This is a genomic window from Baekduia sp., from assembly GCF_035318805.1.
Classification (GTDB): Bacteria; Actinomycetota; Thermoleophilia; order Solirubrobacterales; family Solirubrobacteraceae; genus Baekduia.
The window spans coordinates 1-21632 of the sequence record NZ_DATHDY010000102.1 but is presented as its reverse complement, the minus strand read 5'-3'; the positions used below and the strand labels follow the sequence as shown (position 1 = coordinate 21632).

Sequence of the window (21632 nt, the reverse complement as noted above, 5' to 3'; positions counted from 1 at the left end):
TATCCGATTCCGCTCTAACGATGAGCCCATTCAGCGGGCGAGTCCAGGCCCGAACCGACCGACGTGAAGAACTCCGAAAGGATGCGCTGAGCCTTCTTGCGGATCGAGGCCGCGCCGAGCGACGCCGGGCGCCCGGTCACCTCGTAGGCGCCGCTCACGTCGATGACCGCTCCGCCCTCCTCCTCGCGCACCACCAGGCGGACGTCGACGGCCAGCCGCGAGCCGATCTGGCGGTCCTCACCGTCCGCGCGGGCCTCGATCCGGCGCGCAGCCTCGTCGGCGGAGACGGAGATCCCGAGGTCCGCGCGCAGCTTGAACGGGCCCAGGCGGTCCTTCAGCACCGCGGAGTAGCGCGCGCCCGGCTCCTGGACCGCGACGTCCTCGACGATCGAGATCCAGCTCAGCACCGTGGTGATGTCGGAGACGACCCGCCACGCCTCCTCGACGGGCGCTCCGACGACGACGACCTCAGCGAACTCTTGACGCATCAGCGTTCCTTTCGTTTGTGGGCAGTACCCCGGAACCCACGACGACGATGTCTGCCATCGACGAGTCCAGGCTCGCCAGCGGTCGCAGGAGCGGCAGCGTGGCGAGCGCGGCGACGCCGACGAACGCGACGGCGAGCGCGGGCGAGATGAAGACGATCAGCGCGCCGACCGCCAGGGGTCCGAGCAGCTTGCCGGCGTTGCGCACCATGCCGTTGGCGGCGATCAACCCGGCGCGGACCGCCGGCGGCGCGATCTCGGTCACGACCGCGTTCTGGGCGACCATCAGCACGCCGTCGCCGGCGCCGAAGGCCACGGCGATCGCCAGCGCGAGCTGCCAGCCCGGCGCCAGCGCCATGCCGATCATCGTCACGCCGACGACGACGACCGAGCCCGACAGCAGCGTCGATGCGCGGAAGCGGCGCAGCAGCCCGACCACCTGCGTGGCGACGACCGCCGCGACGAGCGAGCTGGCGCCGATGACCAGCGCCGCCTGCACCGGACTGGCGCCATGGTGGCGGACCAGCAGGTACGGCACGTAGCTGACGGTCGCGAACTTGCACCAGAACCGCAGGAAGCCGGCGGTCAGCAGGGCGGGCATGCCCACCAGCGACACCGCGTCGCGCAGCGCGGCGCCGTAGCCCCGCAGGCCCGTCTCGACGTGGCGGTGGTCGTCGAGCACGAAGACCCCGACCACCGCGAGCGGGAGCAGCGCCGCCTGCGCGAGCAGCGGGGCGTTCCACGACAGGCCGGCCAGCGCCGCGCCGACCAGCGGCAGCCCGAACTCGCCGGCGGTCATCATCACCTGCCGGGAGGCCTGGGCGCGCATCTGCGCGACACCGTGCAGCGCGTCGCCGATGATGGTCACGCTCAGCGGCATCAGCGCGGCGAACCCGATGCCCTGCACGCAGCGCAGGATCAGCAGGAGGACGAACGACTGGGCGTAGGCCTGCGCCGCGCCGGCGATGCTCCAGATCACGACGTTGACGACGAAGACCCAGCGCCGACCCACCACGTCGGCGAGGTACCCGAACGGCAGTGCGAAGAGGACGGCGGGGAGCATGTACGCCGCCGTCAGGAGCCCCGGCGCGCTGTCGCCCAGGCCCAGATGGTCCTGGATGCCCGGGATCGCCGGCGCGATGCCCTGCACGCCGTAGATCGTGCCCACGGCGACCAGCGTCGCGATGCGCAGGCGCGCCTTCACGAGCCGGCGGCCGCCATGCCGCGGTGCGTGCTGCGCCGCCTCAGCAGCGCGCCATCAGCGCGCCGCACGGGAGGCGGCCTCGTTGACCAACCGCCACACACGCTCGGGGGTCAACGGGAGCTCGCGTGGGAAGACGCCGACCGCCCGGGCGACCGCCGCGGCGACCGCGCTGCCGATCGGGTTGCCCGCGCCCTCCCCCGAGCCCTTGGCGCCGAACGGCCCGATGCCGTCACGGCGCTCGGCGAGCAGCAGCTCGATGCGCTCGGGCACGTCCGTGGTGCGCGGCACGCGGTAGTCGACGACGTTGGGGTTCGACAGCGCCTCGCCCTCGTACACCAGGCCCTCGCTCAGGGCGGCGCCCAGCCCCATCGTCGCGGCGCCGAGATCCTGCCCGTGCACCAGGGCAGGGTTGATCGCGATCCCGACGTCGCCCACGGTCGTGAGCTGGCGCAGCGCGACGATCCCGGTCTCCTCGTCGACGTCGAGCACCACGCCGCTGCAGCCCACCTCCCAGAACGGCGGCATCGCCTGGAACTCGCCGGCGCGGCGGACCTCGCCCAGGCCGACGATCTCGCCCCCGGCGCCGAACCAGCCCTTGATCACGCGGGCGAAGTCCCAGGGCTCACCGTCGACCGTGACGCCGCCGGGCACGTCGGCCACGGCCGACGCGTCGACCGCGGCGAGCTCCGCGGCCATCTGGCGCGCACGCCGCCGGGCGTCCTCGCACGCGTCCTGCAGGGAGCGCCCGACCAGCGCGGTCGTGCGGCTGGCGCCCGTCGTCCGCTCGTAGGGCGTGGCGCCGGTGTCGGACGCCACGATCGCCACGCGGTCGAACGGGAGGCCGAGGAACTCGGCGACGATCTGCGCGAGCACGGTGCGGCTGCCCTGACCGAGCTCCGTCGCACCGACCGCGGCCGAGGCGGAGCCGTCTGCGTGGAGGCGCACCATCGCCACCGAGGTCGGGTGGGCGCCCGCGTCCGACGCGGTGATGCCGAACCCGATGCCGCGTCCGCGCTGCGGCGCCTCGCCCCAGCCCAGGGACGCGGCGAGCATCTCCAGGTCCTGCGGCAGGTCGGCGTCGATGCCGCGCTTGCCGGGCAGGATCTCCTCGCCGGGGCGCGCGAGGCTGCGCAGGCGCAGCTGCACCGGGTCGAGGCCGAGCCGGTCGGCCGCCTCGTCCATCTGCAGCTCGCCGGCGAACGCGCCCTGCGGAGCGCCGAAGCCCCGCAGCGAGCTGGCCGGCACGGTGTTGGTGAACACGGACCGCACGCGCACGCGCACGGCGTCGAGCCGGTAGGGGCCGAAGCAGCGGTTGGCCAGCTTGGCGCAGACCACCGGGCTGTTGTCGGTGTAGGCCCCGGAGTCCATGACCACCTCGACGTCGCGGGCGAGCACCCGGCCGTCGGCGGCGAACGCGGAGCGCATCCGTACGAGCACACCGTCGGACCGCGTGGTGAGCATCGCCTCCTCGACGTTGAGGGCGACGCGCACCGGCACGCCGGTGACCCAGGCGCCCAGCGCGGCCAGAGGCTCGACCTTGGTGTAGGACTTGGTGCCGTACCCGCCGCCGACGTAGGGCACGATCACCCGCACGCGTGCCAGCGGCAGGTCGAACATCCGGGCGAGGTCGTCGCGCACCATGTACGGATGCTGAGCGGTGGAGTGCACGACGAGCGACCCCTCCTCGAAGGAGGCGATCGCGTTGTAGGGCTCCATCGCGTACCCGTACAACATCGGATAGCGGAACTCGTCCTCGAGCACGAGCGCCGCCTCGGCCATGGCGCCGTCGACGTCGCCCCAGCCGACCGCGGACTCGGCGCACAGGTTGCCGCTGAGCGAGTCCGCCCCGGCGTCCAGGCCGGCGTCACCGAGCGGCGCCACGCGGTCGGGATGCAGCAACGGCGCATCGGACGCCAGTGCCTCCTGCGCGTCCATGACGGCCGGCAGCGCCTCGTAGGACACGCGGACCGCGCGGGCGGCCTTGAAGGCCTGGCGCCGCGTCTGGGCCACGACGAGCGCGACCGGCTCGCCCAGGTACAGGACCCGGCCGTCGGCCAGCGCCGGATGATCGCGCGCGACGTGGCCGAAGCGGACGTCGATCGGCGCCGCCGACGCCGCCGTCACGACCGCCAGCACGCCCGGCATCTCCTGGGCCTCCTCGGCGTCGATCGCCACGATGCGCGCGTGCGCGTGGTCTGAGCGCACCGCCACGCCGTGCGCCATCCCGGGCACCGAGAGGTCGACCGTGAAGCGCGCCCGCCCGGTGACCTTGGCGGGCCCGTCGACGCGGGGCACCGAGTGGTTGACGACCTTCAGGGGCTCAGACACCGCGCATCGCCTCCGCGGCGTCGAGCGCCGCGTCGATGATCGTGGCGTAGCCGGTGCACCGGCAGATCGACCCCTCGAGCCAGTGGACGACGTCCTCGCGCGAGGGGTCGGGATCGACCTCGAGCAGCGCCTTGACGCTCATCACCATGCCGGGCGTGCAGAACCCGCACTGCAGCGCCGAGTGGCGGAGGAAGGCCTCCTGCACCGGATGCATCTCGCCGCCGGCGTCGAGGTGCTCGATCGTCTCGACGCTGCGGCCGTCGAGCTCGACCGCGAGCGTCGTGCACGCGCTCACGGGCAGGCCGTCCAGCTGGACGGTGCACGCGCCGCACACCTCCATCTCGCAGCTCGCCTTGGCGCCGCGCAGCCCCATGTCGCGCAGGACGTCGAGCAGGAGGTCGGCGTTGTCGACCCGCAACGACTGCTCGCGCCCGTTGATGCGCGTGGTGATCGTGGTGGACGTCTCGGTGCTCACGCTGCTCCTTCCGACCGTGCGAGCTCCCGCACGGTCCGTCGCGTCAAGACCTCGGTGAGGTGGCGTTTGTAGTCCGCAGAGCCGGAGAGGTCGTCGACGGGGTCGACGGCGTCGCGCGCGGCGGCCGCGAGGGCGGCGACCGCGTCCTCGTCGTCGGGGGAGGCGCCCGCCAGCATCCCGGCCTCCACGCGGATGGGCCGCTCGTCGACCGCGCCGACGACCACGGCCGGTGCCGCGGCGAAGCGGCCTCCCTCGAGCCGCCCGGCGACGGCGACGCCCACGGTGGGACGCTCGAGGATGGCGATCTTGCGGTACGTCGCCCGCACGCCGTCCTCGGCGAGCGGGATCGTGACCGCCGTCATGATCTCGTCGGGCTCCAGCGCGGTCTCGAAGGCGTCGAGGAGGAACTCCTCGATCGTCAGCGACCGCCGGCCTGCCGGTCCCGCCAGCTCGACGCGGGCGTCGAGGGCGGCCAGCAGCGCCGGAGGGTCCGCGTGCGGCTCGGCGAACGCCAGGTTGCCGCCAAGCGTGCCGGCCGAGCGCACGCGGACGTTGGCCACGTTGCGAGCGAGCGCCGAGAGCGCCGGCACGTGGGCGGCGACCACAGGGTCGCGCTCGATCTCGCGGTGCGTGGTGGTGGAGCCGATCCGCACGGCGTCGGCCGTACGCTCGATCCCGCCGAGGCCGCAGCGCTTGAGGTCGATGAGGTGCTCGACGTCGATGACGCCGAGCTTGAGCACGAGCAGCAGCTCGGTGCCGCCGGCATAGAGGACGGCGTCCTCCCCCAGCTCCGCCCGGAGGCGCACGGCGTCCTCCAGGGCGTCCGGGCGGTGCAGGACGAAATCGCTGCCGATCATCGTCAGCCCTGCTCCGCCGCTCGCCAGCGCAGCGCACGCCGTTCCAGTGCCAGGGCGCCCGCGTAGAGGATGTAGCCCAGGATCAGGGTCCAGAGGATCGTCGCCAGCATGTTCGGCGTGTCCAGCAGCGCCTGGTATCTGAGGATCTCGCCCCCGAGCCCCGCGGCGATGAGCAGCAGCTCCGCGGTGACCGCGCCGCGCATGCCGCGCGCGACGCCGGAGGCCACACCCGAGGCGATGTGCGAGCTGGCCGACGGCAGGATGACGGCGCGCCAGAGCGCCCAGCCCTTCAGGCCGAACGACTTGCCGGTCTCCAGCAGGTCCCTCGGGACGTCCCGGACGCCGGTCGACGTCGAGATCACGATGACGAGCAGGACGTAGCTGATGACGATGAACACGCGGCCGCGGAAGCCGAGGCCCGTGTACACGCCGATCACCGGGATCAGCATCGTGACCGGCATCGCGTAGGCGGCGTCGATCAGCGGGTCGAGCGTGTTCTTGGCCCACGGGAACAGGGCGACGGCGAAGCCGATGGCGACCCCGAAGACGACCGAGATCACGACGCCCACGGCCACGGCCAGCAGCGTCGTCCCCGTCGCGGACAGCGTGTTGCCGGACGTGAGCCCGTCCCAGAGCGCCGGGAACACCTTGGACGGCGGTGGCGTGGCGAAGTTGTTGGGGTCGTCGCCGTACCACTGCCAGGCGGCGAGCACCACAGCGATCGACACGATGCGAAGACCGATTCCCATCAGCCGCGACCTAGTCCACATTGCGAACCTCCTCGGCCCAGGGCATCAGCCGGCGCTCCGCCACGCGGAGGCCGAACGTCGCCAGCGCGGCGAGCGCGGTGATCAGCAGCACGAAGGCGAAGAACTCGGGCAGCTGGCGGTTCTGGCCCAGCCCCTTCAACACCGCACCGGTGCCGGTGGACACCCACAGCTCGGCCAGGACCATGCCGGTGAACGCGTTGGCGATGCCCAGGCGCAGCCCGACGATCACGTAGGGCAGCGACGAGGGCAGCACGACCGTCGTGAACCGCCGCAGCGGCGAGACCCCGAACGAGCGGGCGGTCGTGATCAGCTGCTCGGGGACCGCTCGGGCACCCGCCGCCGTGTTCACGATGATGAAGAACACCGAGAACAGGAAGACGACGACGAGCCGGAACCTGAACCCGACGTCGAACAGCATGATGAGCAGCGGGAGCACCGCCGCCAGCGACGTCACGAACAGGCCACGCACGTACATCCCCACGACGGCGTCCACGACCGGCGACCGCCCCATGGCGAGGCCGACGGGGACGCCGACCACGACGGCGAGGCCGAAGCCCGCCGCGAGGTGCTCGAGCGAGCTGAGGAGGGTCGGGATCCGGCCCTGCTGGGCGATGTCGACGAACCCCCCGAGGATCTTCTCGATGGTCGGCAGGTAGAACGGTCCGGCCGCGACCGCCGCGATCTCGTAGACCACCAGCAGCGCGCCCCACACGACCAGCCGCTGCACCCACTTGTTGTCTGCGGCCACCGACAGAAGGCTGCGCTCCGGCGCGGTCGCCGCGGCGGGCGGCCCGGGCGTGACGGCGGGCACCGGGTTCGTCATGTCGGAGAGATCGGTCAAGCCGCCGCCCCCTGAGTGGGCTCCCGCATCTCGGCCGTCCCCTGCAGCAGCGCCCAGATCTGGCCCTTGAGCGCCGCGAACTCGGGAGCCGCCCGCCACGCGTCGCCACGCGGCCGGGCGGCGCCCACCGGGATGTCGGCGATGATCCGGCCCGGCCGCGCGGACATGACGATGACGCGGTCGGCGAGGAAGATCGCCTCCTCGATGTCGTGCGTGATGAACACGACGGTCTTGGAGTCGGCCTCCCAGATGCGCTCGAGCTCGCCCTGCAGCACGACGCGCGTCTGCGCGTCGAGCGCGCCGAACGGCTCGTCCATCAACAGCATCTCCGGGTCGACCGTCAGCGCCCGGGCCAGGCCCACGCGCTGCTGCATGCCGCCCGAGAGCTGCGCGGGGTAGTACCCCGCGAACTCCTCGAGACCGACCTTCGCCAGCCACTCGAGGGCCTTGGCCTCCCGCGCATTGCGCGAGAGGCCACTCCGCTCGAGACCCAGCTCCACGTTGCGGACGACCGTCCGCCACGGCATCAGGTTGTGGTGCTGGAAGACCATCGCCCGGTCGAGCGTCGGCTCCGACACCCGCTTGCCCGCGACGCGCACCTCGCCGCCGTCGGGCCGCTGGAGGCCGTGGATCAGCCGCAGCAACGTCGACTTGCCGCACCCGCTCGGGCCGCAGATGGCGACGAAGCTGCCTTCTTGAACCGACACCGAGATCTCGCTCAGGGCGCGGAGCTCCTGGACTGCCCGCCGGCGCTGCAGCCGGAAGATCTTCGTGACGCGGTCGATCTCGAGGAACATCGCGAGCTACCCGGCCAGCAGCTTGGCCGCCCGCTGCAACGGGCGGCGGTCCACGACGTCGTCGACCGTCAGGTTCTTCTTCAACAAGCCTTCCTTGTGCCCGAGGTCGAGCATGAACTGCACCCGGGCGTCGGTCAGGCCACCGTCCGGATCCACCGGCCAGAACCCGTACTGGCCGATCAGCGGGAAGATCTGCTTGAGGTCGGCGGCCGGCGGCGGCGAATCCACGAACTGCTTCACCGTGCTCGTCCAAGCGGCTTCGTCCTTGGACATGGCCTGGCTGTTGGAGATCAGCCCCGCGCACACGGCCGCGGCCGTGTCGAGGTTGCCGTCGAGCCAGTCGGTCTTGGCGGAGTAGCACTCCTTCAAGAAGTCCGGCACCTGGCCGTACAACTTGCCGATCAGGTTGATCTTGCCCTTCGACGTCGGGATCTGGTTGGCCTGCGGCAGGTGGATGATCGTCGCCTGGCAGTCGCCGTTGGCCAGCGCGCTCTGGCGCTCACCCGAGGACTCGACGACGATCTTCTTCTTGATGTCGGACACGAGGAAGCCCGCGTTGGTGGCCACGAGGATCGCGTCGGCGATCGTCGTGCCGGCGCCGCCCGGCGAGTCGGTGGCGAACGTGGCGTCCTTGAGCTGCGAGATGTCCGTCAGCCCCCGCGCCGCGATCACGAAGTCGTCGACCAGGATGTACGGGCAGAAGATCTTGAACGGCAGTCCCTTGTCGATGAGCAGCAGCTGGGCCATCGTCGACTGACCGATCATCCCGAGCTTGCCCGACAACGCCGACTGGGTGACGGTGGTCGACGAGTCGAAGACGGTGAAGTCCTTCTTGGTGGCGTTCAGCCCGAACTTCGCGCCTCCGATCACCGGGCCCGACATCACGGTCACGTACGACGCCAGGGGCGTCGACGAGAGGCCGATCTTGGGCGTCGTGACCTTGGGCGAGCCGGTGCTCGTCGTCGAGCTGGGGCTGCTGCTGGCATCGCTTCCGCAGGCCGCGAGCAGCGCCGGCAATGACAGCGCTCCCACCGCCGCTCCGGACTTGCGAATGAAGCTACGTCGATTGATGTTGTCCATGATCTCCTCCTCCAAGGAAGGGTCTGTGAGTGGGTGTCGCGTCCGTAGACCCATACGGCGCACCAGTGCGCTCATCGCGCGAGATCCCGATTGGTGATGACGTCCACGAGCACCGGTCGGCGCTCGCGACGGACGGTCGCGGCGGCGGACTCCAGGACCTCGAACAGCGCTCCTGGATCCTCGACCGGACCTATACCCTGCACGCCTTGCGACTCCGCCAACTGCGCGAAGTCGATGTTCGGCGCCTCCAGTCTGATGCCGCGTGGCGGGACGTCGGTCGCGCGGCCGCGGGCATGCGCGATCTCGAGCTGGTGGACCTCGTCGCGCCCGTAGGTGCGGTTGTTGTGCACCACGGTCAGCAGCGGCAAGTTGTGGTGCGCGGCGGTCCACAACGCCTGCGGCGTGTACATCAGGTCGCCGTCGGCCTGGACGTTGACCACGAGGACGTCGGAGTCGCGCTGAGCGAGCGCGGCGCCGACCGACGCCGGCATCCCGTAGCCCAGGCCCTCGCCGCCCGACCGTCCCAGGAAGGAGCGCTCGTCGACCATCGGCCACAGGCGCCGGGGCCAGTGGCCGAGCAGCCCGTTGGCCAGCTGCCAGCCGTCGTGGCCGAGCACGGACCCGAGGACGGCGGCCAGGTGGATCGGCGCGATCGGCGCCTCGTCCGCCATGCCGGCCGCGCGCGCTCGATGCGCGGCGCGCTCGGCGTCGTGGGCCGTCGTGAGCGCCGCGCGACGCCGCTGCACGAGCCCGGCGTCGGCGTCGCGCCCGGCGACCTCCTCGGCGAGCTCCTGCAGGAACGTCGCCGAGTCGGCGACGATCGGGGTCGCGGTCTGGTCGAAGGCCTCGAGCTCCATGGTGCCGTGATGGCGCAGCTCGTTGAGCCCGATCGAGAAGACCTTCGCGTCGGCGGCGACCCGGCGGTGCAGTGCGCGCGTGCGCAGATCGACGTCGCCCAGCCCCCAGGTGAGGTCCCGCAGCTCCACGCCGAGGACGAGGTCGGCCTCGCCGAGGACGTCGGCGACCGCCGAGCTGCGGTCCGCCCAGTGCTCGGCCGGAAACGACCGTCCCCCGAGGTCGACCACCGGCACGGCGAGCTGCTCGGCGAGGCGCAGCAGCGCCGGGGCGCACCCGTCGCTCCCGCGATCGACGAGGATCACCGGCGACTGCGCGGCGACGAGCTCATCGGCCACCGAGGCGACGACGTGGCGCGGCGCGGTCACCGGCGCCGGCGGCGGCGTGAACGATCCGGGGACGGCCACCGACGTGGCATCGGCCTCCTGGATCATGATGTCGACGGCCACGTAGACCGGGCCCATGGGCGGGGTCATCGCGATGCGCAGGGCACGCGCGATGACGTCGGGCAGCGCCTCGACCGACGCGGGCTCGGCGTCCCACTTGACGATGTCGCGCACCACCCCGGCCTCCGGGTTGGCGCTGTGGATCCAGTCGATCCACGGCCGTCGCTGCGCCGTGTCGCGCGGACCGCTGCCGCCGACGACGACCATCGGCACGGCGTCGACCCACGCGTTGAACAGCGCCATCGACGCGTGCTGCAACCCGACCTGGTCGTGGAGGAAGACGGCCATCGGCCGGCCGCACGACTTCGCGTAGCCGTGCGCGATGCCGACGGCGATCTCCTCGTGCAGCACCACGATCGTCTCGGGCGCGCCCGGGGCCGCCAGCGAGTCGTGCAGCGCCCGGAACGTCGCGCCGGGGTTCAGCGCCACGTACTCGATCCCGCCCGCCTTCAGCAGGTCGACGACGAGGTCAGATCCGTACCGCGCCATCAGCCGAACCTCACGTTCACGAAGCGCGCACGGGTGAACGAGAGGAGCTCCTCGAGGCCGTCCTCCAGGCCCGTGCCGGAGTCCTTCCAGCCGCCGAACGGCACGCCGCCGTACCGCAGCTCCACGTCGTTGACCCAGATGAAGCCGGCCTCGAGCTGGGAGGCCATGGAGAACGCGGCGTCGAGGTCGCAAGTCCACACCGACGCCGTCAGCCCGAAGCGGACGTCGTTGGCGAGGCGCAGCGCCTCGGCGGGGTCCGTCCACTCGAACACGCTCAGGACCGGCCCGAAGACCTCCTGCTGCGCCAGCGGGCTGTCGTGGTCGACGCGGTCGAGGACGGTGGGCAGGAAGAAGCTCCCGTCCTGGAGGTCCGGGTCCGTGGGCGCAGCGCCGCCGGCCAGGACCCGCCCCCCGCCGGCGACCGCGTCGTCCACGAAGCGCCGGCAGCGCTGGACCGCACGATCGTCGATCAGGGCGCCCATCTCGGTCTCGGGGTCCAGCGGATCGCCGAGGCGGATGCGGCCGACGGCGTCGAGGACGCGCTCCATGACGGCCTCCCGCACGTCGCTGTGCAGGAACGCGCGGGACGTCGAGCCGCAGCTCTGGCCCTGGACGCGCGTGAAGTTCATGCCGCGGACGACGGCGCCCGCGGCGGCGTCCAGGTCGGCGTCACCGAAGACGACGATCGGGTTCTTGCCGCCCAGCTCGAAGGTCATGGTCTTGATGACGCCGCTCTCGGCGGCCCCGCCCTGGATGGCCAGCGCGGTGCCGGGGCTGCCGGTGAACGACAGCCGCCGGAGCTCCGGATCGCGCGCCATCGCCTGGCCGAGCGCGGGGCCGCCGACCAGCACGCTGAGCAGGCCTTCGGGGAGCAGGTCGGCGGCGAGCTCGGCGAGCGCCAGCGGCGCGAGCGGCGCGAGCTCTGACGGCTTGAGGATCACGGCGTTGCCGGCGACCAGCGCCGGCGCGAGCCGCGCCGCGCTGAACAGGATCGGGTGGTTGAACGCGGTGATGCGTCCCACCACGCCCCACGGCTCGAGCGTCGAGTAGTGCAGCCGACCGGCCGTCGCGGGCACGGTCTCGCCCTTGAGCTCGGTCGCCAGGCCGGCCGCCCGCGCCATCGCCTTCGCGCCCTTGATCGCGTCGGCCGTCATCGCCGCGACCGGGCTCCCGGTGTCGCGGGCGTCGAGCGCGCCGAACTCGGCCGCGGCGTCGCGCAGCCGCGCGCCCAGCGCGGCGATCGCCTCGCCGCGCTCAGCCGGAGGGATGCTCGCCCATGCAGCGGCGGCCTCCCGACCGCGCGCCACGGCGCGGGCCAGGTCCTCGGCGCCGCCGTCGGCGACGCGTGCGAGGACCTTGCCCGTCGCGGGCTCGCGGGTGTCGAGCGTCGCGCCCGACGCGGCCGCCTCCCACCTGCCGCCGACGAACAGCGGCAGGGGGTCCGCAGGGCTCGCGCCCGCCGCGATCTCGAGGATGCGGGGGCCCGCCGTCTCCATCAGGCGCCGATCTCCGCGGTCACGCCGCGCAGCTGCGGCAGCACGTGCTTGCCCAGCAGCTCGATCTGCTCGAAGAAGCGATCGAACTTGAAGCGGAAGTCGAAGACGAGGTGCTCGCACCCGGCCTCCTCGAACTTGCGGCACTCGGCGACGACGTCGTCGGGATCGCCGGCGATCAGCGTGCCCTCCAGGTCCTCCCAGGTCTCGAAGCGACCCGACGGCGGCTTGACCCAGTACTTGGCGTTGTTGGCCCAGGTCAGCAGGCCCTCGACGTTGACCTCACGCAGCGCCGCCTCGCGGGTCTCCTCGACGGACGTCGGCGGGATGATGGCCACGGTCGGCATCGGGCGGCCCTTCTCCTGCGACATCTCGCGCATCTTGTTCACGCGGGCTCGGAAGGTGGGCAGCGAGAGCCGTCCCGGCATCCAGCCGTCGCAGTACTCCACGGCGCGGCGCGCCGAGGCCGGCGTGCCGCCGCAGTACCAGTAGGGAACCGAGCCGCCGACGGGCTTGGGCTCGATCGTGACGTCGTTGAACGAGAAGAAGTCGTCCTGGTAGTCGACGTTGTTCTCGGTCCACACCTTGCGGAGGATGTGGGCGGTCGACTCGACGAGGTCCCAGCGCTTGATGTTGGTGTCGATGCCGACGGCCTCGAACTCGTGGTCGAACGTGCCCGCGCCGAACCCGAGGATGATGCGCGGGCCGACGAGCTGGGTCATCGTGGCGACGGTCAGCGCGACCTCGAGCGGATGCCGGAACGGGATCAGCGAGCCGGTGCCGAGCTCGATGCGGTCGGTCACCGCGCCGATCGCGGTGAGCGTCGTGAGCGCTTCGTAGAAGGAGCGGTTGGGCTTCTCCATCTCGCCGTGCGGCTCGAAGAGGAGGTGATCGCGGACCCAGACCGAGTCGAAGCCCAGCGACTCCGCCAGCTTCGATCCGTCCAGCAGCAGGTCGCGGTCGGCGAACTCGCCGAAATGGGGCAGCAGCAGCCCGTACTTGGTGGCCATGGTTTCTTGTTCTCCTTTGTTGTTCAGACGGTGGCCGGAATCCGACCGGTCGCCATCTGCCCCTGGCCGGGCTTGCCGAGGACCTTGCCGTCGGCGTAGATGACCGAGCCGCGCAGGAGCGTGGTCTCGACGGCGGTGCTCGCCTCATGGCCGTCGTACGGCGTCCAGCCGCAGCGGGAGAGGTCGGCGTCGTCGGTGATCGTCCAGCGCTTGTCGGGATCGATCACGACGACGTCGGCGTCGTGGCCGACGGTCAGCGAGCCCTTCGACTCGCCGAGCCCGAAGATGGTGGCCGGGGCCTGCGCGGTGACCTCGACGGCGCGCTCCAGCGAGAGCTTGCCCTGCTTGACCGCGTCTAGCAGCAGCGGCAGCTGGTACTGGATGCCCGGGGTCCCGGTGTGGGCCTTCCACATCTCGGTCCACCCGATCTCCTTCTCCTCACGGGTGTGCGGCCCGTGATCGGAGGAGAGCATGTCGATGGTGCCGTCGGCGAGGCCCTCCCAGACGGCTGCGCGAGCGTCGTCGGGAACCCAGTAGGACAGAACGTACGGGCCGCGCTCCTGGATCTGCTCCCAGGTGCCGAGGAACAGCGCCCAGTGGTTGACCTCGCAGGTGACCTTGACCCCGCGCGCCTTGGCGCGGCGGACGGCCTCGATCGACCGGCGCGTCTGCATGTGCATCAGGTGCACGTGGCAGTCGGCGGCCTCGGCGAGCCGCAGCAGGACGTCGCAGGCGGTGTCCCAGATGACGCCCTCACGCGCGGCGTACGCCTTGGCGTAGCCCTCCGGGGTGTTGTCGCCGCCGGCGAGGATCTCGCCCTCGATGTAGTCCATCAGCGCCTGGTCGTGCGGGTGGATCATGAACGGCAGGCCCGTCGGGCGGATCGTGTCCATCATCCGCAGCAGGTCGCCGTGGTCGTGCATGCCCGTGCCGGCGGGATGCGGGTAGGTGCGCCCCGTGTCGACGACCATGAAGACCTTGTAGGCGCGGATGCCGCGCTCGGCCATCGCGGCGATCTCGCTGGGCACCGTCGCGGCCGGGTTGTGGTTGTAGTCCACGACCGACTTGGCGGCGTACATCTCGAGCACCTCGTCGAGCAGCTGGGCGCTCGCCGTCGGCGGCTCGAGGTTCGGCATGCCGAAGATCGTCGTGACGCCACCCGCGGCGGCCGCCTGCGTGGCGGTGGTGATGTCCTCCTTGTGGACGAACCCGGGCTCGCGCGTGTGCACGTGCGGGTCGACCATGCCGGGCAGGACCAGGCGGTCCGCCGCGTCGATGGTCTCGCCGACGTCGGAGATCTCGAGGCCACGTGCCACGATTCCCGCGATCCTGCCGTCGTCGATCAGCACGTCCGCCGGGCGCCGCCCCTGGGGCGTCACGACGTCGCCGCCGGCGATCCTGAGGTCGATGGACATCAGTCTTCCTCTCTCAATTCGATGACTTCGTTCTGGGTGCTCGCGGAGCGCACGACGACGTCGGCGCCACGAGCGAACTGCTCAAACCATTCGACGATCAGCGGCGTGACCGAGGTCCAGTACGCGTCGTACGCCGCGTAGTGCGTGGTGTGCCGCTGCATCACCAGGCGCTTGGGGCCGAGGGCGGCCTCGTACAGCGCGACGGCGTGATCGGTGGGCGTCGTCGCGTCGCCCTCCACGCCGATCACCATGAGCGCCGTCTCGAGCTGCTTGGCGGCGTCGAGCGGGCGGTAGTCGAGGATCTCGTCGGCGGCAGCCAGCGAGACCGACGTGGGGATGCGGTCGTCCACGTCGGCCTTGATCGTCGTGGTGCGCCGCTCGGCGGTCGGCACCATGATCTCCTCGCGCGGGTGCACGCGACGGCCCTCACCAGAAGTTACGCGTGCGCGCCTGTCCGTATCGAGGTCGCCGAGGAAGGCGAGCCAGTCCGATTCGGAGCGCATGCGGTGCAGCCAGTCGCGCCCGTCGGCCACCGGCACCTGGCTCACGGCGACGCGGACGCGGGGGTCGACGTGCGCGAGGAGCACGGCGTTGCCGCCGCCCGTCCCGCCGGTGCCGAAGACGCCGATGGCGTCGGCGTCGACGTCCTCGCGCGTGGTCAGGTAGGTCACGGCGTTGCGCAGGTCGGCCAGCTGCGCGGCCGGCGAGAGCTCGCGCGGACCCTCGGAGTCGCCGAAGCCGCGGTAGTCGAACACCAGGACGCCGAAGCCGGCCTCGGTGAGGGCCTCGTGGTAACGCACGTACAACTTGGCGTCCTTGAGGCCCAGCCATCCTGGTCCCTGGACGATCGCGCGAAGCGGCCGATCGACCACGTCCGGCGTACGCCACAGCCCTGCCAGTTGATGGCCGTCACTGAAGAAACGGACGGTCGTCGTCTGCAACTGAACTCCTCCGAGATGGTCGGCCCGGAGAAATCCGCGGCCCTCTTGGCTTCAGAATATCGGATACGATGTCCAAGTCAAGCGTAAAACCGCAGAGGGAGCTCGTCACGTGAGGTATGGCTACAAGGCGTCAGCGGAGCAGTTCGGAGCCCGGCGACTGGCGGACCTGGCACTGGATTGCGAGCGCCTCGGCCTCGACACCATCGCGGTGTCTGACCACTTCCAGCCCTGGCGCCACAACGGCGGGCATGCCCCCGGAGCGCTGACCTGGCTCGGCGCGGTGGCCCAGGGCCTGGGACCCGGCAGCCTGCTCGGCACGAGCGTGCTGACGCCGACGATGCGCTACCACCCGTCGATCGTCGCTCAGGCCTTCGCCACCGTGGCGGACCTGAGCGCCGGCTCGGTGTTCCTGGGCATCGGCACCGGCGAGGCGATGAACGAGACGCCGGCCACCGGCGCGGCATGGCCCGGGGCGAAGGAGCGTCGCCTCCGCCTCGCCGAGTCCATCGAGCTCATGCGCCGGCTGTGGACCGAGGAGCGCGTCGACTTCGAGGGCGAGTACTACCGGACGGTGCGAGCGACCATCTACGAGCGGCCCGAGACGCCGGTCCCGATCTACGTCGCGGCGGGCGGGCCGCTGGCGGCCAAGCTCGTCGGGCGGGTCGCCGACGGCTTCATCTGCACCAGCGGCAAGCCGATGGAGCTCTACACGAGCCTGCTCGAGAACGTGGCCGCCGGAGCGGAGACGGCCGGCCGCGACGTCTCGGAGATCAGGAACATGATCGAGATCAAGGTGTCCTACGACACCGACGCCGAGCGCGCCGAGCAGGCCTGCCACTGGTGGGGCGCGCTCGCCCTCACCGCCGAGGAGAAGATGAGCACCGAGGATCCCCTCGAGCTCGAGCGGCTCGCCGACGCGCACCCCGAGCGCGCGAGCTCGCGCTTCATCGTGTCGACCGACCCCGACGAGGTCGTCGAGCGCATCGCTCCCTACGTCGGGCTCGGCTTCGAGGAGCTGGTGTTCCATGGCCCCGGCGAGGACCAGGAGCGCTTCCTCAGTCTCTTCACCAAGGACGTGCTCCCGAGGCTGCGCGCAAGGTTCGGCTGAGGGTGGTCACGCGCACGGAGCACGATCTCCTCGGCGAGCGCGACGTCCCCGACCCGGCGTACTGGGGGATCCACACCGCCCGCGCGATCGAGAACTTCCCGATCTCGCGCCGCACGATCGGCGGCGACGCCGATCTGGTCACGTCGCTGGCCTGCGTGAAGCAGGCCGCGGCGGAGGCCAACCGCGAGCTCGGGCTGCTCGACGCCGGGCTCGCCGAGGCGATCGTCGCCGCGTGCGAGGAGATCCGCGCGGGTGCGCTGCACGACCAGTTCATGGTCGACGTGATCCAGGGCGGCGCCGGCACGTCGACCAACATGAACGCCAACGAGGTCATCGCGAACCGTGCCCTGGAGCTGCTGGGGCGCCCCCGCGGCGACTACGCGACGCTGCACCCCAACGAGCACGTCAACCGGTCGCAGTCGACCAACGACGTCTACCCCACCGCGATCCGGCTGGCGCTGATCGCGCGCACCGAGCGGCTGGCCGACGCGATGCAGCGGCTCCGCGGCGCGTTCGCCGACAAGGCGCACGAGTTCGCCGGCGTCGTCAAGCTGGGCCGCACGCAGCTGCAGGACGCCGTGCCGATGACGCTCGGCCAGGAGCTCGGCGCGTACGGCGTGATGCTCGGCGAGGACATCGTGCGGCTGGCGGAGGCCCGCGCCCTGCTGCTCGAGATCAACCTGGGCGCGACGGCGATCGGCACCTCGATCACGGCGCCCGCCGGCTACCCGCCGCTCGTCGTGCAGCGGCTCGCCGCGCTCACGGGACGAGCGCTGGTCGCGGCGCCCGACCTCGTCGAGGCCACGCAGGACGCGGGCGCCTTCGTCCAGCTCTCCAGCGTCGCCAAGCGGATCGCCGTGAAGCTGTCGAAGACCTGCAACGACCTGCGGCTGCTGTCGTCCGGGCCGTTCACCGGGTTCGGCGACCTGCGCCTGCCGCCCGTGCAGGCCGGCTCGTCGATCATGCCGGGCAAGGTCAACCCGGTGATCCCGGAGGTCGTCAACCAGATCGCCTTCGAGGTGATCGGCCACGACGTCACGGTCACGATGGCCGCCGAGGCGGGGCAGCTGCAGCTCAACGCCTTCGAGCCGATCCTGTACCTGGCGATCGCCGAGAGCCTCGACCACCTGGCCGCGGGTTGCGACACCCTCGCCGAGCGGTGCGTCCGCGGGATCGAGGCCAACGAGGAGACGCTCCGCCACCGGGTCAACAGCACCGTCGCGGTCGTCACCGCGCTCTCCCCGGTCATCGGCTACGACGCCGCGACGGAGTTCGCCAGCACCGCGCTGTCCACCGGTGAGGACGTCGGCGCGCTCGTCGTCGCCTCCGGCCTCATGGACGCCGCGGGGCTCGCGTCGATCCTCGGCGTCGCAGCCGCGCCGCCGGTGGCGTGAGCGCGACGGCGGCCGGCGGCCCGTCGACCTCGAGCGGGCGGCGGCCCACCCGCGCCGTCGTCGACGCGGTCGGGTGGTCGTCGGTCCTGCTGCCCGCGATCCCCCTCGCCGTCCTCCTCGACGTGCTGGGCGCGGGGCCGGCGCTGCTCTTCTTCGTCGCGGCCGCCGGCGTGGTGCCGACCGCGGCGGTGATCGGCCGCGCGACCGAGGAGCTGGCCGACCGGGCCGGGCCCGGGATCGGCGGCCTCATCAACGTCACGTTCGGCAACGCACCCGAGATCATCATCTCGCTCTTCGCGCTGAACTCGGGCCTGCAGGAGGTCGTCAAGGCCTCGCTGATCGGCTCGATCCTGAGCAACGTCCTGCTCGTTCTGGGCAGCGCGATGCTCGTCGGCGGGCTCGGGCGCGAACGGCAGCGCTTCGACCGCACCGCCACCTCCGCGCAGTCGCTGATGCTGCTCCTCGCCGTCGCGGCCCTTGTCATGCCCGCGATCTTCGAGCTCGTCCGCGGGGCGCACCTGCCGGGCGTGCACGCCGAGCGCGTGCACCTCGACGCGTCGGTCCAGCACCTGTCCGTCGCGGTGGCCCTCGTGCTCATGGTCACCTACGGGCTCGGGCTCGTCTTCTCCCTGAAGACGCACCGCGACCTCTTCAACCCGCCGGCCGCCGGCGCCACGGACGACGAGGACGACGACGGCTCGTGGAGCGTCCGGACGGCGGTGCTGGTGCTGGCCGGCGCCGGGCTGACGGTGGCCGGGCTCTCCGAGATCCTGGTGAGCTCGATCTCGGACGCCGCCAAGTCGATCGGGCTCAGCGAGTTCTTCATCGCCATGATCGTGGTCGCGATCGTCGGCAACGCCGCCGAGCACTGGGTCGCGGTGACCGTCGCGCGCAAGGGCAAGATGGACCTCGCGGTGGGCATCGCGATCGGCTCGAGCACGCAGATCGCGCTGTTCGCGGTCCCCGTCGTGGTGCTGGCGTCGTTCGTGATCGGCCCGGCGCCGATGCCCTTCGTGCTCAACGGCTTCGAGCTCGGGGCGACCGCCATCGCCGTCCTGGTCGCCGCGCACGTGACCGCCAACGGCGAGTCGACCTGGTTCGAGGGCGTGCAGCTGCTGGCGGTCTACGTGGTGCTGGCGCTGACGTTCGGCTTCGCCTAGGACTGGACTCGGCCGCGCGCGTGTGAGGAGGGTCATCCGATCGGGGTGATGCGCGGTGCGGCGGTATCGAGGAGCGTGCGTCCGACCGCCCACGGTGCGCCCGGTGCGCCCCGGGAACCGCGGCGGACCCCAAGGAGTGACGTCATGAGCAAGCCGTTCAAGGGCAAGATCAGCACCGACATCCGCGACTCGGTGCCGGACTGGTCGCCGTTCGAGCCGCCCAAGGCGCCGGACGGCGCATCGAGCCTCGTGTACATCGTGCTCGACGACGTCGGGTTCTCCGCCATGAGCTGCTACGGCGGTCCGATCGAGACGCCGAACATCGACCGGGTCGTCGACCAGGGCGTGCGGTACACGCAGTTCCACACGACGGCGCTGTGCTCGCCGACGCGGTCGTGCCTGCTGACGGGGCGCAACCACACGCGCAACGGCATGGCCTGCATCACCGAGTGCGCCAGCGGGTTCCCGAACGCCAACGGGGTGATCCCGGCCGAGAACGGCCAGATCCAGGAGATCCTCGAGGCCCAGGGGTGGAACACGTACATGGTCGGCAAGTGGCATCTGTGCCCCGAGGCCGAGATGAACCTCGCCTCCACGCGGCGCAACTGGCCGAACGGGCGCGGCTTCGAGCGCTGGTACGGCTTCCTGGGCGCCGAGACCAACCAGTGGTATCCCGAGCTGGTCTACGACAGCCACCCCGTCGACCCGCCGCGCTCGCCGGAGGAGGGCTACCACCTGACCGTGGACCTCACCGACAAGGCGCTGGAGTTCGTCAAGGACGCCAAGGTGCTGGCGCCCGACAAGCCCTTCTTCCTCTACTACGCGCCGGGGGCCTGCCACGCGCCCCACCATGCGCCGAAGGAGTGGAGCGACCGGTTCAAGGGCCGCTTCGACATGGGCTACGAGGCACTGCGCGAGCAGACGCTCGCGCGCCAGAAGGAGCTGGGCATCGTCCCGCCCGGCACCGAGCTGCCGCCACTGAACCCGATCGGCACGCCCGAGACCCGCACCGGCCCCGGCGGCAAGCCGTTCCCGGAAGTGGACTACACGCGTCCGTGGGACTCGCTGTCGGCCGAGGAGCAGCGGCTGTTCAGCCGGATGGCGGAGGTCTACGCCGGCTTCCTGGCACACACCGATGCGCAGATCGGGCGGCTGCTGGACTATCTGGAGGAGACGGGCCAGCGCGAGAACACGATGGTGATCCTGGTGTCCGACAACGGCGCCAGCGGCGAGGGCGGCCCGAACGGGTCGGTCAACGAGAACAAGATCGCCAACGGGATCCCCGACGACATCGCCGAGAACCTCGCGATGCTCGACGATCTCGGCAGCCCCAAGACCTACAACCACTACCCCAACGGCTGGGCGATGGCGTTCAGCGCGCCGTTCAAGATGTGGAAGCGCTACGAGTTCAACGGCGGCAGCTCGGACCCGTGCATCATCTCGTGGCCGAAGGGCATCAGCGCACACGGTGAGATCCGCGAGCAGTACCACCACGCGGTCGACATCGTCCCCACGATCCTCGACGCGCTCGGCGTCGAACCGCCCGAGACGATCGCCGGCCATCAGCAGAGCCGCTTCGACGGCGTGAGCATGCGCTACAGCTTCGACAGCGCGCCGCTGCCCAGCGCCCGCGACACGCAGTTCTTCTCGATGCTCGGCTCGCGCGGCATCTGGCACGACGGCTGGAAGGCGGTCACCACCCACCCGACGCTCAGCGGCTGGGACGCCTTCAACAAGGACACGTGGGAGCTCTACCACGTCGACGTCGATCGCTCCGAGCTGCACGACCTCGCCGCCGAGGAGCCCGAGCGCCTGCAGGAGATGATCAACCTCTGGTACGCCGAGGCGGGCGCCAACGACGCGTTCCCGCTCGATGACCGCTCCCCCCTGGAGCTCCTGACGACGCCGCGACCGATGCTGTCGCAGTCGCGCGACCGCTATGTCTACTACCCCGGTCTCGCCGACGTGCCGGAGTCCCAATCGGTCAACATCCTCAATCGCTCCTACGCGGTCGCGGCAGTGGTCGACATCCCGGAGCCCGGAGCCGCAGGCGTGCTCTTCGCCCACGGCGCGCGGTTCGGCGGCCACGCCCTCTACGTCAAGGACAACCGCCTGCACTACGTCTACAGCTTCGTCGGCAGCCTCGAGCAGAAGATCGTCGCGGATGCGGAGCTGCCGACCGGCGAAGGCCTGATCCTGTCCGCCGCCTTCGAGAAGGAGGGCGAGGATCCGCCCGGCGTCGCCGTCGGCACGCTCTCGCTGTTCCACGGCGACGAGAAGGTCGGCGAGGGTCGCATCAAGACCCAGCCAGGCAAGTTCACGCTCGGCGGCGAGGGTCTGTGCGTCGGCCGCGACAGCAGCGATCCCGTCACCGGCGACTACCCGGGCGAGGCGCCGTGGGCGTTCACGGGCGGAACGATCAACCGCGTGGCCATCGACGTCAGCGGCGATCCGTACGTCGACCTGGAGCGCGAGGCCGTCGCC

The 21632-nt window shown here is 71.4% G+C and carries 18 protein-coding genes; 4 read left to right on the top strand and 14 right to left on the bottom strand.

What is annotated here, in order from left to right; translation table 11 throughout:
• Positions 1-14 precede the first annotated feature (14 nt).
• The 14 genes from VK501_RS21855 to VK501_RS21790 all read right to left on the bottom strand — a co-directional run bounded on the left by VK501_RS21855 (position 15) and on the right by VK501_RS21790 (position 15417).
• On the bottom strand, positions 15-488 hold the full coding sequence (locus VK501_RS21855) for a CoxG family protein (RefSeq protein WP_324341191.1): 474 nt from the start codon (positions 486-488) through the stop codon (positions 15-17).
• On the bottom strand, positions 469-1689 hold the full coding sequence (locus VK501_RS21850) for an MFS transporter (RefSeq protein WP_324341189.1): 1221 nt from the start codon (positions 1687-1689) through the stop codon (positions 469-471). The genes VK501_RS21855 and VK501_RS21850 overlap by 20 nt, the downstream gene beginning before the upstream one ends.
• Positions 1690-1743: 54 nt before the next feature.
• Entirely contained in the window at positions 1744-4017 is a 2274-nt protein-coding gene (locus tag VK501_RS21845; RefSeq protein ID WP_324341187.1) for a xanthine dehydrogenase family protein molybdopterin-binding subunit, read from the bottom strand.
• On the bottom strand, positions 4010-4492 hold the full coding sequence (locus VK501_RS21840) for a (2Fe-2S)-binding protein (protein ID WP_324341184.1): 483 nt from the start codon (positions 4490-4492) through the stop codon (positions 4010-4012). The genes VK501_RS21845 and VK501_RS21840 overlap by 8 nt, the downstream gene beginning before the upstream one ends.
• The gene (locus tag VK501_RS21835; RefSeq protein WP_324341182.1) at positions 4489-5349 is read right to left on the bottom strand and encodes an FAD binding domain-containing protein; all 861 of its coding nucleotides are present in this window, start codon (positions 5347-5349) and stop codon (positions 4489-4491) included. The genes VK501_RS21840 and VK501_RS21835 overlap by 4 nt, the downstream gene beginning before the upstream one ends.
• A gap of 2 nt (positions 5350-5351) precedes the next feature.
• Positions 5352-6077 carry an ABC transporter permease gene (locus VK501_RS21830; RefSeq protein ID WP_324341180.1) on the bottom strand — a complete coding sequence of 242 codons (726 nt, stop codon included), beginning with the start codon at positions 6075-6077 and terminating at the stop codon, positions 5352-5354.
• Between the two features lie 31 nt (positions 6078-6108).
• Complete coding sequence (locus tag VK501_RS21825; RefSeq protein WP_324341178.1) at positions 6109-6960, bottom strand: ABC transporter permease; 852 nt, start codon at positions 6958-6960, stop codon at positions 6109-6111.
• Entirely contained in the window at positions 6957-7757 is an 801-nt protein-coding gene (locus VK501_RS21820; RefSeq protein ID WP_324341176.1) for an ABC transporter ATP-binding protein, read from the bottom strand. Before VK501_RS21820 ends, VK501_RS21825 begins: the two co-directional genes overlap by 4 nt.
• A gap of 6 nt (positions 7758-7763) precedes the next feature.
• Positions 7764-8837 carry a hypothetical protein gene (locus tag VK501_RS21815; RefSeq protein ID WP_324341174.1) on the bottom strand — a complete coding sequence of 358 codons (1074 nt, stop codon included), beginning with the start codon at positions 8835-8837 and terminating at the stop codon, positions 7764-7766.
• Positions 8838-8908: 71 nt separating this feature from the next.
• Positions 8909-10627: a thiamine pyrophosphate-binding protein gene (locus tag VK501_RS21810; RefSeq protein ID WP_324341172.1), complete on the bottom strand. Its 1719-nt coding sequence runs from the start codon at positions 10625-10627 to the stop codon at positions 8909-8911.
• Positions 10627-12123 carry an aldehyde dehydrogenase family protein gene (locus VK501_RS21805; protein WP_324341170.1) on the bottom strand — a complete coding sequence of 499 codons (1497 nt, stop codon included), beginning with the start codon at positions 12121-12123 and terminating at the stop codon, positions 10627-10629. Before VK501_RS21805 ends, VK501_RS21810 begins: the two co-directional genes overlap by 1 nt.
• Positions 12123-13130: an LLM class flavin-dependent oxidoreductase gene (locus tag VK501_RS21800; protein ID WP_324341169.1), complete on the bottom strand. Its 1008-nt coding sequence runs from the start codon at positions 13128-13130 to the stop codon at positions 12123-12125. The genes VK501_RS21805 and VK501_RS21800 overlap by 1 nt, the downstream gene beginning before the upstream one ends.
• Before the next feature lie 23 nt (positions 13131-13153).
• Entirely contained in the window at positions 13154-14545 is a 1392-nt protein-coding gene (locus tag VK501_RS21795) for a dihydroorotase family protein (RefSeq protein ID WP_324341166.1), read from the bottom strand.
• A complete protein-coding gene (locus VK501_RS21790; RefSeq protein WP_324341164.1) occupies positions 14545-15417 on the bottom strand; it encodes an alpha/beta hydrolase in 873 nt (290 codons plus the stop codon). The genes VK501_RS21795 and VK501_RS21790 overlap by 1 nt, the downstream gene beginning before the upstream one ends.
• Positions 15418-15595: 178 nt before the next feature.
• On the opposite strand from VK501_RS21790, the gene fgd reads away from it, so the two are divergent.
• The 4 genes from fgd to VK501_RS21770 form a co-directional block, all read left to right on the top strand.
• Positions 15596-16594: a glucose-6-phosphate dehydrogenase (coenzyme-F420) gene (gene fgd / locus VK501_RS21785; protein WP_324341162.1), complete on the top strand. Its 999-nt coding sequence runs from the start codon at positions 15596-15598 to the stop codon at positions 16592-16594.
• Positions 16595-16596: 2 nt separating this feature from the next.
• Positions 16597-17988 (top strand): aspartate ammonia-lyase, encoded by a 1392-nt coding sequence (locus tag VK501_RS21780; protein ID WP_324341160.1) that lies wholly within the window; start codon positions 16597-16599, stop codon positions 17986-17988.
• On the top strand, positions 17985-19148 hold the full coding sequence (gene cax / locus VK501_RS21775; protein ID WP_324341158.1) for a calcium/proton exchanger: 1164 nt from the start codon (positions 17985-17987) through the stop codon (positions 19146-19148). Before VK501_RS21780 ends, cax begins: the two co-directional genes overlap by 4 nt.
• Positions 19149-19292: 144 nt before the next feature.
• The coding region (locus VK501_RS21770; RefSeq protein WP_324341156.1) for an arylsulfatase at positions 19293-21632 on the top strand (2340 nt) is incomplete at its 3' end.

What these genes read in the sequence shown, in the direction of transcription:
- VK501_RS21810 (WP_324341172.1), bottom strand. Translation starts at nt 10,627, where the DNA reads ATGGCGCGGTACGGATCTGACCTCGTCGTCGACCTGCTGAAGGCGGGC.
- VK501_RS21820 (WP_324341176.1), bottom strand. Translation starts at nt 7,757, where the DNA reads ATGTTCCTCGAGATCGACCGCGTCACGAAGATCTTCCGGCTGCAGCGC.
- VK501_RS21855 (WP_324341191.1), bottom strand. Translation starts at nt 488, where the DNA reads ATGCGTCAAGAGTTCGCTGAGGTCGTCGTCGTCGGAGCGCCCGTCGAG.
- VK501_RS21835 (WP_324341182.1), bottom strand. Translation starts at nt 5,349, where the DNA reads ATGATCGGCAGCGATTTCGTCCTGCACCGCCCGGACGCCCTGGAGGAC.
- VK501_RS21800 (WP_324341169.1), bottom strand. Translation starts at nt 13,130, where the DNA reads ATGGCCACCAAGTACGGGCTGCTGCTGCCCCATTTCGGCGAGTTCGCC.
- VK501_RS21795 (WP_324341166.1), bottom strand. Translation starts at nt 14,545, where the DNA reads ATGTCCATCGACCTCAGGATCGCCGGCGGCGACGTCGTGACGCCCCAG.
- VK501_RS21805 (WP_324341170.1), bottom strand. Translation starts at nt 12,123, where the DNA reads ATGGAGACGGCGGGCCCCCGCATCCTCGAGATCGCGGCGGGCGCGAGC.
- VK501_RS21815 (WP_324341174.1), bottom strand. Translation starts at nt 8,837, where the DNA reads ATGGACAACATCAATCGACGTAGCTTCATTCGCAAGTCCGGAGCGGCG.